Consider the following 13,957-nt stretch of genomic DNA (forward strand, 5'->3'; position numbering starts at 1 on the left):
TTGAGCGCCCAACGGGCCACTGAACCACCACAGGGTTCAGCAGACTTGGGAAGAGGCACTCATCCAGGCATTTCCATAGGCCACGGCAAGACGGATGGAGCACGGCCAGTGCCGTTACGACAGGCGCGGCGACGATATCATCAACTGCCGCTACCTGGCGGACGACACGCCACGTAGACCACTAGTGCTATGGAAAGCGCCATCGCCGTCGCTCCAAAGACAAGGCGATAAATCGCCGCCGCATCCAGAGGAAGTCCCGCGATGATGCCAAAAACGGACGACGACGCCGAAACTCCGAGAAAAACAAGTGTGTTGAGCGCTCCGAGCCCGATGCCTCTCATTTGATACGGCAGCAATGCCTGCGCCTCGGTCATCGCCACGGGATGAACATTGCCCATCGCGTAAAGCAAGGCCAATCCCGCGGATGCGGCGTAAATGCTGATATCTGGCGAGACCGCGAGAAGAAGGCCACTCAAAAGGCCCACGACGTAGGTTGCGGTCACGATCGTAGGCCCGCGCCATCGCAGAAGCGCGAATGGCAGCGTAAATGAAGTCGCTATGCCGACGACACTGACGGCCGTCAGAACAGCGCCGGTATCGGTGCCGTGGCCGAAGATGTCGGTGAGGTATGGTCCCGCCCAAGCGTTACGAAACGTGCCGCCCAGCGAAAGTGTGAAACAGATCGGTATCAGATAGGCGAGACGAGGCAACCTCCACGGTGCGCCCCCGGTCGTGTGTTGGCTGCTTCTAGCGGGCGGGGCGTGGCGCAACGAAGTCGCGACAGCAAGGGCGCATGCCAACATCATCGCGGACGCGGTCGAGCACGCGACGCGCCAGCCCCATTCGGCCGTAAAGAAGGATAGCGGGGATGCTGAAACCAGCGCGCCGATGGAGCCTACCGAACTCACGGTGGCCGCAATTCGCCCAGCCCGGTCCGGCGAGTGGAGGCGACCGAGATAATAAAGGGCGCCCATGAAGATCGGCGCGCAACCTATGCCGATCGCGACCTGACCGATGAACGCCGACCAGAAGCTAGATGATGAAGCGAGGAGCGCCGACCCCGCGGCGCCAACGACCATCATCAATGCCATGGGCCAGCGCACCCCCCAGCGGTCGAACGCGATACCCACGGGGATCTGTAGCAATGCGAATGACCCGAAAAACGCGGACGCGAGCCATCCGAATTCCGCGGGCGACAGCGCGAGGTCGTCCGCAACCAGCGGCCCCACCACGCCAAAATAGCTTCGGAAGTACATGCTCGCGAAGAAGGCGGCGCTTAGGGCTGATAGGGACATCCACATCCTTCTGCTGGTTCAACCGGAATAACGCTGCCGGTTGCGGCGGCCAACGCCGCTGCGCTTTACTTGCGACAAGCGAAGCAGGCCAATCTTCAGCGCTCCGCTAGGAGCCCTGGCGCCATCTGATTGCTGCTTCCGTCCGATTGCTGGCGCCAAGCTTGGACAGTATTTCGGTCATGTGATGCTTGATCGTTTTCTCCTGCAGGTTCAGCCGGCGCCCGATATGCTTGTTGGAAAGTCCTTCGGCGACCAATTCTATCACCTCGGTTTCGCGGGCAGTCAGTGAAGCCGGTCTGTCGAAGAGACTTTTTTCGACCTTGGACCGCATGGTCGGCGAGATGTATCTGGAGCCTCCAGCGACTGTCCGAATGGCCTCTGCAAGTCCGCGTGATCCTTGACGACGTATCCCGCTGCCCCTTGTCGTAGCGCTGCAACAAGCGGGTCGACTTCCTCCGAGGCGGTCAACATCAGGACTTTTGTCTGTGGGCTTCGCACCACGATCTCGGAAATCGCTTCGATCCCTCCTCCGGGCATGGACACATCGAGCAGAACGACGTCAGGCCTTTGGGCCGCCACCAGCATGGTCGCGTCATCGGCACTTGCCCCTTCACCGACAACAACGAAATCCTCGATTTCGGACAGACTGCGGCTCACCCCTTCTCGAAAAAGAGGGTGGTCGTCCACAATCGCTATTGTGATGGCTGTCAAGCTGCACTCTCCATTTCCTCGGTGAAGAAAAACATCCGCCACCTGTCGATTGGCTATCCAACAGACATGGCAAGCAATCAGAAAACGTCCAGAGAGACACTGGAGTGGCGAACGAAGGCTTTTAGTTAGGCCTGTCTGATTTCGCCTCCGGCTACGAAGACCGGGTTTGTGATTTTGCCACCTGGCCGAGCCTTTCCGCCACGGGCTCAAGGGCTGAACTCAGTTCGGCATCCACCTCCGTCAGCCGCATCAGGTGACGTCGAGATTGCGCGGTCTCGTCCGGGCGTTCGACAGACGAAGGGACGATTTGCTGGTCGAATTTCGACCCGTTCACTCGCGGTGGATCTCGACCGTTCGCCGTTGCGGTCACGAGGCGAAGACAATGTTGTCTCAGGCGCAGGCACTTCTCGAGTGCACGCCGAACCACGAAAGATGGTTCGCTTTTTAAGATCGACCAGATCGTCGCAAGTGAGAGATACGTGTTCCTGGCTTGGCGGAACTCCCAAAATGCGTATTTCTGGGTGGCGTTGATCGCGCTTCGGGTTGCGTATTGGGGGAGTTGAGGGTTTGCCGCCAGCGAACGCCTGATAACTTCCAGTGCGCCTCGGCCCATTGGCAGGTGATTGGACGACATGTTGCCGGGATACTGCCGGTATCCAACCAGCCGTTCGGGGATGACTTCGATTTGATAGCGCGCGGCCAGCTTGAGTTCGAAGTCGAGATCTTCGCAGCCGCCAATTCCTGCAGCTGCATATGAGCTGTCAAATCCGCCAATCTCGAGCGCGACATCCCGACGGACAAGAAGCGCGCTTCCGTTGCCGACATATTTGAAAGTCAGATGCCGGGCGAAGATATATCCTCTGGCGACATCGGGCCGGCAGGAGCGAAGGATCTCGTCGTCACTATTGATGATGTAATGCAGCACATAAACCGCAGCCCACTGTGGGGTTAAGCGATTGAGCGCATTCACCTGCTTTTCGATTTTCGTGTGATGCCAGAGATCGTCCGCGTCAAGAAATGCCACAAACCGACCTGCTGCTTCCCGGATGCCGGTGTTCCTTGCTGCGGCAACGCCGCGGTTTGGCGTGGACAGCAGGCGGATCCGCGAATCTGCCAGCGCCACTTGCTCGACCACCCTTGCCGTATCATCGGTAGAGCCGTCATTGACGACGATGATCTCCAGGTTCCGGTAGGTCTGGCGCCCGGCGGATCGAAGCGTGCGTTCGATATAACGGGAAGCATTGAAGGCCGGGATGACCACCGAAACCAGCGGCCCGTTGAAATGACGAACGTCCCTCCGATCCGTGTCTGAAGAGAAAAGCATTTCAGATCCTCATTCGGCCGAACAATGATGCTATTCGTTTCAGACGGAGTTCGTTTGGATTTTCGCCTTGTTCCGACATATCCTCGGAGCGTCACGCAAATCTCACCCGCCATGGTATGGAAGCCCGCAGTTGCGTTGCACTCTAATTTCGTTGCTGGTGTCTCATAATGGACTTTAGTCCGATGTAGCCCATCAGCCATAATCATTGCGTGTACATCCTCCGACTTAGATATGATTGGAAGGCGACGCAATTCGAATGAGCTGGGAGTACGGAAATCGGGCACATCACCCTGGCGATGCATGAATCTTCCGTCGAACGCGCGTCGCTCCGGCGCGAATCCCGCGCGCCGTCAGACGTTGGCGGAGAGACGCATTTGGACGTTCCAATTGGAAAGCATTTGAAGTGCCTCGTCCGGCCTCCCGAAGAGATAGCCCTGTCCCGTCTCGCATCCGAGCCGATGTAGCGCCTCGGCCTCCAGCTCGGTTTCGACGCCCTCGGCGACAACTACCAAGTTCAAGCCGTGCGCCAAGGAGACGATCGCCCGCACTATTTCGAATATGCTTGGATTGCCGTTCATTCGCCTGACAAAGGACTGATCGATCTTGAGCTTGTCGAGAGGAAGATCGGCAAGATAGTTCATCGATGAATAGCCGGTCCCGAAGTCGTCCAGGGCAATGACGACTCCCCGATCGCGAAGTGCGCGCATCTTGGCGATTGAGGCGCCGCCTTTGTCGAGGAACGCGGATTCCGTCAATTCCAGGCACAAGCGGGAGGCGGGAAGCCCGCTGCAGGATAATGCGTCCCGCACGTCGGCCTCGACGTCGGACCCCTCGAACTGAAGTGCCGAAACGTTGACTGCGACGCTGAGCTCGCCAGGCCAAGCGGCGGCCTCGGTGCAGGCTTCAAACAGAGTCCAGCGGCCGATATCGCAGATGATGCCGGAGGATTCAGCGATCGGGATGAACTCGGCCGGAGATATCAACCCGAACTCCGGATGGTTCCATCTGATCAAAGCCTCCGCGCCGACGAGGCGCCTGCTTCTGAATTCGATCTGCGGCTGGAACTGCAGGAAGAACTGCCGGTTCTTGAGAGCATCGCGCATGTCCCGCTCCAGCCGGCGCGACCGCGCTTGGCGAACGGCGGTAGAAGGATCGAAAGACGACCATCGTTGCCCAGGGCTGGCCTTGACGGCATCCAGCGCAGATTCAGCGGCGGCCAGACGAGCGCCGGGCGCCGCGTCGCCCGAGCGGGCTACTCCGAGGCGAACCGAGACCGGGACTACCGCGCCGCGGAGCAATATGGGCTCTTCGAACAGCCGCGAAAGACTATCTGCAAAATCCTCGATCCGACGTTCATCGTTTGTGGGGGTGGCGATGCCGAAATGGTCACCGTCCAGTCTTGCCAGCAAATCGTCGGCGAACGCGCTCGCCAGCCTGGCCGCCACAGCTTTCAAAAGCTCGTCCCCGGCGTCGCGGCCAAGAGTGGCGCAAAGCGACGAGAAACGTTTGATATCCAGCACCGAAACGAGGACCTCGCCTTCAATGGCGGCCAGTCGGGACGCGAATTCCCGACGATTGAGCAATCCGGTGAGGTCGTCCCGTTCGGATAGCTTCTTCAACCGGTGCTCATATTCGCGTCGCGCGGTGACGTCTCGCATGATCATGCAACCGGCGAACCGCGAGCGCGCCGCCGTCGTCTGTTCGGTAGGCGAAATTGTGATGGACACCTCGTAGTGAGCGGCATGCGAACCACCGCTGCCGGTGAAATCGGCAAGAGCCGTGTGTATCCTGTTTGGTTCAGCATCGTGTTCTGAAACCAGCCTTTGCAGAATGTCGATCATGGCGGTGTCGGTGCCATCGAGAAGCAAGGTACCGACATCGACCCGCAGCAAGGCTTTTGCGGATTCGCTCGCCTCGACGATCCTCAGATCGCCGTCGAATGCAACGACGCCGTCCGAACTGTCGGCAATAATCCTTCTCATGAGGCGTCTGGTGTTTCGAGCTTCCCTGTTGGCCACGGCAACAAGCATTTGACCGAGGTCGACGCGTTCGTTCAGAGCCAGTATCCACGCGAGCAGGAGCATCGACCACGGCACCGCTGTCCCCACAAGAAGGCCGTACTGCCGTTGCAGCAGGAATGCGCCGATTTCGCCGACGATGACCGTGGTCAGTCCGGCCGCCGCCATCGTCATAATTCGGGTCGAGCGCCCGCAGATCACAAGGACAATAAGCAAGACCGCAAACAGGAGTTCCAGCGGCGCCTGATCGAATATTCTCAGGAAGCGGTTCTGGAGGAGCGTTTCCGCGGCAAGCACGTGGATGAGCGGGCCGGCGATCGCTCCATATACGGGAACAGGGAAAATGTCTTTCAGCTCGGTCGCAGATGCTCCCACGACAACCGAGCGGTCTCTCATCGCCTCGGCCGGTACGCTTCCATTCAGCACCTCGGACAAGGAGATTGTCGGGATGGTCTCGGGCCTTATCGAGTAGTCGATCAGCAGGGAACCGGAACTGCTGTCGATCCTGCCAACAGCCGATGCAGCGGACTGAGTGCGGTTCCCGTCAAGCTGGCTTCCCAAATCGAAACGGCGGACGACTCCATCCGCATCCATAGCGACATTGGCGAATACGGGCCAGGCATTCTCAAGAAATTGTGGGATCGGCCTCGTCACCGCCGTCTGAGACGATGACGCCGTCTCCTGCTGCCGGAACACCGGCAAAAGCACACCTCCTCCGGCTCTCTTTAGCGCCGCCGCCAGACGGTCGTCCTCGTGCTTGCTGGAGAACGCACTGAAATCGACGTCGAGGAAGATGTCCCTGGCGCCTGACCCAATCAGCTTATCGACTAGGGTCGCATAAATGCTCCGCGGCCACGGCCAGGTCCCAACGGCGTCGAGAGAATGTTTGTCAATTGCAACGAAGATGACGTTGCCGGAAGCTTGGCGAGGAGCCCATTCGAAGCGCTTCGCAAAAAGGCTGTTGTTGAAGGCTTGAAAGATGCCGACGTTGGCTGCGGTGAGCGGCAGCGCCAGCATCGCGGCGATCAGCAGAATACGAGCCGACATGGTGCTGACGTTACCCGAGACATAGTCTCCGCCCGCTGTAGTCCTTCGACTCACTTGTCCTTGCCTTTGCCGTGTCCGCCGGAATTACCGTTACCATTGCCCCCGCTATTGTTGTTGCCCTTGCCGCTGTTTCCGTTGCCATTGCCGCCGGAATTGCCGTTGCCCCCGCTATTGTTGTTGCCCTTGCCGCTATTTCCGTTGCCATTGCCGCCGGAATTGCTGTTGCCGTTGCCCCCGCTGTTATTATCGCTCTTGCCACTGTTTCCGTTCCCGTTTCCACCGGAATTGCCGTTACCATTGCCGCCGCTGTTGCCATTGCTCCCGCTGTTGCCGTTTCCGTTACTGCTGCTGTCAGTGCCCTTGCCGTTCGCACTATTGCCATCGCTGCTGGCACTGGAATTCTTATCCTTGCCAGCAGTCGGAGACTTGTTCTTAGCCTCGGACGCCTCGACCGCACCCGCGATATTCGTGGTGCCGACGGCAGGGACCTTGGCGGCCGACGGTGCAACAGATATGATCTCGGGCTTGGATAGCTGGCCCCTTACCGTCATGCCAGCCTTGCTATCGACCGCTGCGCTCTGGCGCGGCCCTACATTGGATTGCTGGCCGCTTGCGAAGGACGTGACCTGGACTAGGCCGCGATCGACGGAGACGGATGCCTTCGTACGATCTACCGTCACGTGGAAGATCGTTCCTTTCACGACGGCCGCCAGATAGGGCGTCTGCACCGTCGTATGGGGCTGGCTTCGCTTTTCGATCTCAAGGTCCAGCGAACCGACCTGCTGGACGATCTCGGTCTTCCTGGAAAGAAATCCGTTGGTGGTGATGGAGGCCAGCGTATTTGGTTGGAAAGTGATGCTCTCCACGCCTCTGGCAAGCTGCATCCGTCCGCGCGGACCTGTCGAAACCCATGCCCGGTTAGGGACCACGTCTCCTGGGCTCAGGTCCAGCCAGTTCGTTCGGTCGACGGAATATTTCGCTTGATTCGTGGCTTTGACGACCCGCCAGTCGTCGGCAGCCGCGAACGCGGCTGTCGTCAACAATATCAGTGCGGCTATCAGAATTCGATTTATTGCAGGCATGAATGCTTCCCCGACGTTTCGGGTAGTGAAGCACTACCTAATTAAGAATGATTTTAAGACCGAATGCGGATTTTCGTATGGAGCGATTGGTACGAAAGCGTACGAGCCAGGGGATTTGAAAATTGGCTACGACAACGGACGCGCTCATGCTGCCGGCACTTGGACGCACCACGTCGCGCGCTCCAATTGCTCGGGCATCTCACTCGCGGGATCCGCACTCTCGCGCCCCATTCGATCCGCTCCCCGAGCGGAGTTGCCACGCGGTCCACTCGATGTCATGCGCGGCCGATGACGCGACCCCTTCCATGCACGCTCACTAGCCCCGGACTACCTGGGGGCTTTTTTGACAGCCCAGCAAGTTCCGCTCGAGCGTAAGCGGTTCTCTCCACCTGCAACCTAACTTGCGATTTACCGGGCCACGCCGATGGGTGATTGTGGAGTCACTCAACCAACCGTGCGGGTGCCACGGGGGCAACCTCACGCCGCTCGCTGCCGACGATGGGCGAGCCTGCGATGCTCATCCTGGGCGCTGCCAAAATAAACTCCTGTTCTTATTGGCGTCACCCCTCCGCCATACGCCCAGTCCTTGGCATCATCAGACCAAGCGAGTGGTCATCGCACCCGAGCACCTTCCAGCGAAATCGTAGACACCGTCCGATATCAAACTCGATCGGGGGGCCGGTCTAGGCAAAACATTTTCCATCGATGTGCGAGCTGCACACCACTAAGCGTTCTCCATATGCTGCGATCGGAAACCCTACAACGTTCGACAACTTTGAGACGTCATCAGGGAGGTTCTGACTGGAGTTAGCAACATTGCTAGAACCTCCCTGACGTCCTTTCAGCAAGGATCAGGAGAATTTAATGCGGATCGTGCCGAGGGAAAGCCGGACTTAAGTCCGGCTGGCGACGTCAGGACACGCTGCTCATATGTCATGTGAGGCAACGCGAAGGTCCGTGGAGGGGCCGAACAGAAGGGGAAAATGAAGCTCGGCCCCTTCCGCGTCCACGATCGCCACGATCGAAGCAGCGCTTGCCGCCGATCCGGAGATCGACAGCAGCGCCATCGAGATCAGGATGCTCGGTCCTGTCTTCCTGCTCGAAGGCTTTATAACCAAGGCTGTGGACCGCGACAAAGCCATCTCGCTTGCCGCGATGATCGTCGGCTGGGAGAAGGTGCAGGACCGGATGCTGAGCCGTTCTCCCACTCAGTAGGCGGATCCTGAGCTAGGACCAAGGTCGGACCGGCGGTGAGAAATGGTGCCCGAGATGCAGTATGCGGTAAAACTCCCACTGCTCGTCCCTGGAAAGGCGATCACAGATTGGGGCGGCGCCTTCGAATAACACCGGTTACCGCGCAAAATGCCCAATTGAACCCATCAGACCAAGGTCCTAGCTCTGGAACGCCGTTCGCGCCGGGGCATTTACCTTGTCAGAGTCATGAGCAGGAGGTATCGATGCCGACGGAAATCTGGCAAACGCCTATCGAGATCGCGGTCGGGGGCGGGGATCACTTCAAGAGCGTCAAAAACAGCCGCGAGGCCCTCGCGACCCTCATGACCTGTTGGCCCGAAAAGGGCGGCAAATCTTTCGCCATTGCGAAACGTGCCTGCATGAAGTCGCTCAGCGGAGAAGCGGAGCATGCCGCGGCAGCACGTGCCTTTCTGGAAGCGGCGATCGAAGTGGGTATTCTTCGCTCTTAGAGACCGCACAACACTTGCGCTCGTGGGCCACCCGCTCGATTTGAATTTGGATCGCCTCACGAGAGCGCTGAACTGGAGAAGCTTCGTCTTTCGATGCGCGTCACCGCGAGGCGCACCAAATGGTCGAAGCGCGCACACTCTTCGAGCGCATCCGTTCAATTCGACCCCGGTTTGGAAGGCGCGAGACCTGCTCCGAGATCGAGCAGTGCGTCATCCAAGAGAGGAGGCTAGGCTTCCGAGACCCGCTCGCTGAAGTCGGATGAGCCTAATACCCTAGCGGATAGAATCTTTGGCCATCCCATTGGAAAGCCTCTCGACGGAGCTGTCGGGCCTCCGAGCCTTCGGCGACGACTTGCAGGTTCAAGCCGCGCGCCAGGACATAATCGCCCGCACAATCGCGGTCACTGCGAAAGCTTCGCCGATCACCGTTCCCTATTCGTCGTCGACGACTTCCGTATCCGGACGGTCGCCGCCATCGGCATGTTCCGTCTGCCACCGACCATCGGCGAGTTGATAGGAGATTTCGGCATCGCGGCCTTCAATATGCTGACGCTGGGCTGCAGATTTGGCGGCGGCGAGCGCGCTATCGTGATCCGGATAGGTCTCCGACCAGACGTCCCCCAAACGGTAGCCGTAGCCGCCGTCATGCTCGCCGACGTGGTAAGTGATAGTGGCCATGCAGTTGTCCTCCTTGGCGTCGATATCAAGTTAGAGCGGAGCGCCAATATTCCAATCGCGGGGTCTCGCGCAATGGGCGGCAACCACCAGTCCGCAGGCTTATGAAGAGAAGTTTGACGACGGCAGGGCGCGGGGTCTGGTCAATCATCACCTGTCTGACGTCGGTACCACTGCGCATAAGCGTCGCGCTCGCCAGGCGCTTCCGCTCCGCTTAAGGCAGGTTCGGATCCGCCTTCCTCCAAAGGCGGCCCCTCACGACGATGTAGCGCGTCCGGCGTCTCCAAGAACGGCTTCTCCTTCGTCAGATACCATCCTCCAGCCTCGACGGGTCAACTATCCCGAGCCTAGACAAGTACGGCCGCTCGTGCCCGTCGACGAGGATCATCTCGGCGACATCGCTACGGTCCACGCGCCTGGGGTATTCGGCGACCGGCTGACGGTCGTAGACAGCAGATGCTCCGCCGTCGATCATATACAGGTTCAGCATCGACGTCGTACCGCGGGAGCGGCGGGCCTGGAGATGCGAAAACAGGTTCCGAGCGTGCGCTAAAGCCGGGCGAACCCATCGCGGGCATGATCGGGAGGCGGCCGGCTCGACGGGAACGACACGACGGACTGTCTTCTGGAAGAGCAGGTCGTCCGTCCTCGCCGATGGTTAGCCGAGCGTGGACTTCAGCCGTCGTCGAATTCTCGCAAGTTCCAACGGTTATGGCAGCAAGATTCTCCATCGACTGGACTCCGAACGGGTTGGTCGTCGTGTTCGATATACGAAAGCCCAATTGTCGGTATGAATATGCAAAAAGGGTGATCGCCGTCGGCCTTTGTAAAGCGAGATGAACGGTTCACTCGGCGGCTTGACGGATAGGGTACTCTCCTGGGAACTCCGCGGGAGCGATGATCTCGAATTCCGTCGGCATGGCGTGCTGATCTGTTCCCAGCAGCGCCAACGTCCAGTAGTCCGGATCCTTGCCGAAGACCGTAGAGACCTGAACGACCGTCGTTCGTCCATCGAAGTACTTCGAGGATTTCGCCCAGTAAAACGCACCCGGTACCAAACTTGCTGCAACCATCACGCCTACTCCACTGACTCGTGGACAATAACAGAAATCCGGGAAATGAGAATGCCTCGGAACGTTCACGTCGTCATCTGGTGGATAAGGATCACCCGTCAACCCGGCCGGCTTCCAATTTCGCATCTTCGCCTGTCGACCCTCCGGCTCAGAGACGGTACGGCTACGAAGGCGTGACCGCTGTGGATCGGGAGCTTGCAGCCATCCTTCCCACCGATGTCGCCGGCTTCAGCCGCCTCAGGGCGCTGGACGAGGAGCGCACGGTCCGTGCACTCAATTTGTGCCACGGTCGGATTGCCGAGTTGGTGCGCGAGCACGGTGGCCGTATCTTCGGGCAGCACGAGTGACGGCCTTGTCGCGGAGTTCCGAGCGCTGTCCAGGCGGTCCGGTGCGCGATTGGAGTCCAGCGCGGCGTTGTCAGCCTCTCGCAAGACCTCCCGATCGATCGGCGCTTGAAATCTCGCATCGGCGTTAATCTTGGTGACGTGGTTGTGGCGACCATTCGCTAGGCGATGGCGTCAACATCGCGGTGCGCCTGGCCGCCTCGTCAGGTATCTGCATATACGGATCGGCACGCGAACATCTCGACGACTTACGCGTGGTCGAAGGGAGGTTCGCCGGGGAAGGGATCGGCTGCGTATCTGCGTGCGACTGGTCGATGCCGAGATACGGACCCAGCTTTGGCCCGAGCGCTATGATGGCGCGACTGAGGACATCTTCGACTTCCAGGACAGGATCGCGGCGCATCTCGCGGGCGCAATCCATTTCGACTCCGCCTACGACAGCCATCCGGCCATTGCGTGGCGGGCTAGGTCGTGAAGAGCCAGATCATGAAGTCGGTGAGGGGGATTTTCGTCGCAGACATGCCACGTTCCTTCCTTCGAGATTAGAGGCCGCTTGCCACCAAATGGCATGGCGTCGGCACACATGCGCCGACGAGTTGTGACTGCAGCGGATTCGTGCCCTCGCTGATCCCCTGTTAATTCGCTTGACCGCCCTGCGGACCTGGCTTCAGTGCATCGACCTTGGTTACGACACGCTCCTTAACGGCATCGTGGGCATCTGAGGCGATCGAAGCGGCCTCTTCGTAGACCTCCGTCGCCACCTCTTTGCCTTGGTCGACAACGTCGAGGGCTTGAGCGCTGAGCTTGTCTGTGGTCGCGTCGGAAGCCTCGCCGAACACCTCGTCTTCAGTGTCGGTGTGCGGCAACGCTGCGCCGATAGCGGCTCCGACGGCGAAAGCCAGAGCGCCCCCAACCAGCGGCTGATCGCGGAACTGCGTGAGGATTATCTCGTTGAGCTTGCTGGTTTGCTCTTGGAGACTTGTCGCCGCTGAAGACGATTGGGTAGACAGCGAGCTCGCGGCCGCGGACGCACGCGCACTCATCCCGCTTGCGGCGCTTTTTGCCTGCTCCCATCTCTCCGCCGCCCAGCCAGTCGCCGCGTCGAACATCGCACCCGTCTCGTCGGTGATCTGATCGACGTGTCTGCCGGTGGCATCCGCGAACCCGCGATAAGTCTTACCTGCTTCATCGACGAAGTGACCCGCACGGTGTCCGCTTTCATCGGTCAGTGCCTTAAGCCTCTTGCCAGAGCTGTCTGCGAAGTGACTGTAGCGGGATCCGTTCTGGGTCTCGGGTGGGCCAAGACGACGGACCGTGCCGCTCGCCGGATATAGCGGATACTCAGGTTCGGGCTGATGGCTGGCAGCCGGGCTTGCGGGGGTCCCCTTGGCCATGAGCCACGCAAGGCTCACACCCATCAATGCGACGGGCAGTGGATTTGCCTTCAGCGCTTGGCCGAGGTTGCTAACATACTCTCCCCCGCCGCTGCCCTTTGCGTAGGCAAGGACCTCATCGACCAACTGGCCTGGCGACATCCGTTCTTGAATGGCGTCGATGCGATCTCCAATGCGCTGGCGATCCCGATCGATCTCTCGCTGAAGATCGGCGGATGTTTTTTCGGTTGAAGTTTCCATCAGATCTTTTCCTTCACAACGTCGACGTCGCGGCGAAGCGAGGTCGCGGTTCGATCCAGTTTCATGTTGCTTCGACGAAGTGCGGTGAGGCCTCGAGAGACCATCGCCCACGCGATGAGGGCGATGAACACGCCGACGATAAGGGAGGCGAGCGCACCGGCGCTTGTTTCGGTCAAACCCTGAGTGACCAGGAAGGCCGCAACCCCGGCAACCAGGGCGCTCAGCAGGACGCCCACGGCCCCCACCGCCAGGACAAGGCCGAACATGACCACTTCTACGCCGTTGAGCGCTTGCGAGAACTTTTCGGACACCTCGGTCTTCGCGAGATCGATTTCCTTGCGCAACAGACCCGTGACATCGGCGACGAGACCGCCAATCAGTTCTGAAAGGGGAGCAGTCTCGGGAGATTTAGCCATTGGTGTAGCCTCCCGTCGTAGATGATCCCGTGGGCGTCGCCGGGGATGTCCGCCTCTTTGCTTGTGATGGCGCTCGCTTGGCGGAAGCCGTCAAAAATCTGCTTGCGCTCAATCCCGCAAGTGCTGCAATGCCAAGAAACGCTAGCGGCTGCTTGCGGCCGAATTCCTCAGCCATCGCCGCGATTTCGCCGATGTCTTTGTCCTGCATCTGGGTCGCGAAGCCTTGGAAGCTTCGTCCGATCTGCTTGGCATAGCGTCCGACCTCCGGTTGATCGGATGCTTCAAGTTCAGCGCCAACTTTCTCAAGCGCCTTTGCCACGCCGCCAACCTGGCGGGCGGCGAATGTCGTTTGATCGGAAACCACCTCTTTGACCTTCTCGACCGCGGTTTCGGCGCCTTCTTTTATGGTGTTCTTGGCGGCGGTCACGTCATCAGCCAACTTTTCCTTCAATCCCGCGAGTGACGCGGAAGGTTGCGGTGACGACATTGCATCTTTAGATTGTAGTGATGTCTCGGATGACGGCCGTGCCCTGCCATCCATTTCTGTGAATTCGTTTGACACTGAAGCCTCCCATGACTGAACCAGCGGCGATTGCCGCACCCACGAACCTTGAGTGGGCGGCTTTGTTCCCGAC

General features: G+C 59.5%; 12 protein-coding genes and 2 pseudogenes. 3 read left to right on the plus strand and 11 right to left on the minus strand.

Annotation, left to right across the window (positions count from 1 at the left end):
• Positions 1-140: 140 nt before the first annotated feature.
• The 5 genes and pseudogenes from AC244Q_RS34820 to AC244Q_RS34840 all read right to left on the minus strand — a co-directional run bounded on the left by AC244Q_RS34820 (position 141) and on the right by AC244Q_RS34840 (position 7,477).
• Entirely contained in the window at positions 141-1,295 is a 1,155-nt protein-coding gene (locus tag AC244Q_RS34820) for an MFS transporter (protein ID WP_245460406.1), read from the minus strand.
• A gap of 106 nt (positions 1,296-1,401) precedes the next feature.
• Positions 1,402-2,006, minus strand: a pseudogene (locus tag AC244Q_RS34825) (response regulator).
• Positions 2,007-2,157: 151 nt separating this feature from the next.
• Entirely contained in the window at positions 2,158-3,330 is a 1,173-nt protein-coding gene (locus AC244Q_RS34830; RefSeq protein ID WP_128405691.1) for a glycosyltransferase family 2 protein, read from the minus strand.
• A 350-nt stretch (positions 3,331-3,680) separates the two neighbouring features.
• Positions 3,681-6,395: an EAL domain-containing protein gene (locus AC244Q_RS34835; RefSeq protein ID WP_128405700.1), complete on the minus strand. Its 2,715-nt coding sequence runs from the start codon at positions 6,393-6,395 to the stop codon at positions 3,681-3,683.
• 50 nt (positions 6,396-6,445) lie between these two features.
• The gene (locus AC244Q_RS34840) at positions 6,446-7,477 is read right to left on the minus strand and encodes a FecR family protein (protein ID WP_128405692.1); all 1,032 of its coding nucleotides are present in this window, start codon (positions 7,475-7,477) and stop codon (positions 6,446-6,448) included.
• Between the two features lie 999 nt (positions 7,478-8,476).
• On the opposite strand from AC244Q_RS34840, the pseudogene AC244Q_RS34845 reads away from it, so the two are divergent.
• A pseudogene (locus tag AC244Q_RS34845) lies at positions 8,477-8,692 on the plus strand (BON domain-containing protein); the annotation flags it as partial.
• A 242-nt stretch (positions 8,693-8,934) separates the two neighbouring features.
• On the plus strand, positions 8,935-9,180 hold the full coding sequence (locus AC244Q_RS34850; protein WP_003554756.1) for a DUF982 domain-containing protein: 246 nt from the start codon (positions 8,935-8,937) through the stop codon (positions 9,178-9,180).
• Positions 9,181-9,612: 432 nt separating this feature from the next.
• On the opposite strand, the gene AC244Q_RS34855 is transcribed toward AC244Q_RS34850, so the two are convergent.
• The 3 genes from AC244Q_RS34855 to AC244Q_RS34865 form a co-directional block, all read right to left on the minus strand.
• Positions 9,613-9,858: a DUF2188 domain-containing protein gene (locus AC244Q_RS34855; RefSeq protein ID WP_003554754.1), complete on the minus strand. Its 246-nt coding sequence runs from the start codon at positions 9,856-9,858 to the stop codon at positions 9,613-9,615.
• A 301-nt stretch (positions 9,859-10,159) separates the two neighbouring features.
• Positions 10,160-10,345 (minus strand): hypothetical protein, encoded by a 186-nt coding sequence (locus AC244Q_RS34860; protein ID WP_128405693.1) that lies wholly within the window; start codon positions 10,343-10,345, stop codon positions 10,160-10,162.
• A gap of 355 nt (positions 10,346-10,700) precedes the next feature.
• Positions 10,701-10,928, minus strand: a complete 228-nt coding sequence (locus AC244Q_RS34865) for a hypothetical protein (RefSeq protein ID WP_003554751.1) — start codon at positions 10,926-10,928, stop codon at positions 10,701-10,703.
• 173 nt (positions 10,929-11,101) lie between these two features.
• Here AC244Q_RS34865 and AC244Q_RS34870 point away from each other — a divergent pair, with 173 nt between their 5' ends.
• Positions 11,102-11,275: a hypothetical protein gene (locus AC244Q_RS34870; protein WP_245460407.1), complete on the plus strand. Its 174-nt coding sequence runs from the start codon at positions 11,102-11,104 to the stop codon at positions 11,273-11,275.
• 632 nt (positions 11,276-11,907) lie between these two features.
• On the opposite strand, the gene AC244Q_RS34875 is transcribed toward AC244Q_RS34870, so the two are convergent.
• Genes AC244Q_RS34875 through AC244Q_RS34885 form a run of 3 tightly spaced genes read right to left on the minus strand, consistent with a single transcriptional unit; the run spans position 11,908 to position 13,884 of the window.
• On the minus strand, positions 11,908-12,906 hold the full coding sequence (locus AC244Q_RS34875) for a DUF3618 domain-containing protein (RefSeq protein ID WP_012760348.1): 999 nt from the start codon (positions 12,904-12,906) through the stop codon (positions 11,908-11,910).
• A complete protein-coding gene (locus AC244Q_RS34880) occupies positions 12,906-13,322 on the minus strand; it encodes a phage holin family protein (protein WP_003554747.1) in 417 nt (138 codons plus the stop codon). The genes AC244Q_RS34875 and AC244Q_RS34880 overlap by 1 nt, the downstream gene beginning before the upstream one ends.
• Positions 13,315-13,884, minus strand: a complete 570-nt coding sequence (locus AC244Q_RS34885) for a nutrient deprivation-induced protein (protein WP_128405694.1) — start codon at positions 13,882-13,884, stop codon at positions 13,315-13,317. The genes AC244Q_RS34880 and AC244Q_RS34885 overlap by 8 nt, the downstream gene beginning before the upstream one ends.
• Positions 13,885-13,957 lie beyond the last annotated feature (73 nt).

The sequence above is a fragment of the Rhizobium sp. CB2179 genome (genome assembly GCF_057653455.1).

What these genes read in the sequence shown, in the direction of transcription:
- AC244Q_RS34880 (WP_003554747.1), bottom strand. Translation starts at nt 13,322, where the DNA reads ATGGCTAAATCTCCCGAGACTGCTCCCCTTTCAGAACTGATTGGCGGT.
- AC244Q_RS34855 (WP_003554754.1), bottom strand. Translation starts at nt 9,858, where the DNA reads ATGGCCACTATCACTTACCACGTCGGCGAGCATGACGGCGGCTACGGC.
- AC244Q_RS34830 (WP_128405691.1), bottom strand. Translation starts at nt 3,330, where the DNA reads ATGCTTTTCTCTTCAGACACGGATCGGAGGGACGTTCGTCATTTCAAC.
- AC244Q_RS34835 (WP_128405700.1), bottom strand. Translation starts at nt 6,395, where the DNA reads ATGTCGGCTCGTATTCTGCTGATCGCCGCGATGCTGGCGCTGCCGCTC.
- AC244Q_RS34820 (WP_245460406.1), bottom strand. Translation starts at nt 1,295, where the DNA reads ATGTCCCTATCAGCCCTAAGCGCCGCCTTCTTCGCGAGCATGTACTTC.
- AC244Q_RS34865 (WP_003554751.1), bottom strand. Translation starts at nt 10,928, where the DNA reads ATGGTTGCAGCAAGTTTGGTACCGGGTGCGTTTTACTGGGCGAAATCC.
- AC244Q_RS34875 (WP_012760348.1), bottom strand. Translation starts at nt 12,906, where the DNA reads ATGGAAACTTCAACCGAAAAAACATCCGCCGATCTTCAGCGAGAGATC.
- AC244Q_RS34840 (WP_128405692.1), bottom strand. Translation starts at nt 7,477, where the DNA reads ATGCCTGCAATAAATCGAATTCTGATAGCCGCACTGATATTGTTGACG.
- AC244Q_RS34860 (WP_128405693.1), bottom strand. Translation starts at nt 10,345, where the DNA reads ATGCTGAACCTGTATATGATCGACGGCGGAGCATCTGCTGTCTACGAC.
- AC244Q_RS34850 (WP_003554756.1), top strand. Translation starts at nt 8,935, where the DNA reads ATGCCGACGGAAATCTGGCAAACGCCTATCGAGATCGCGGTCGGGGGC.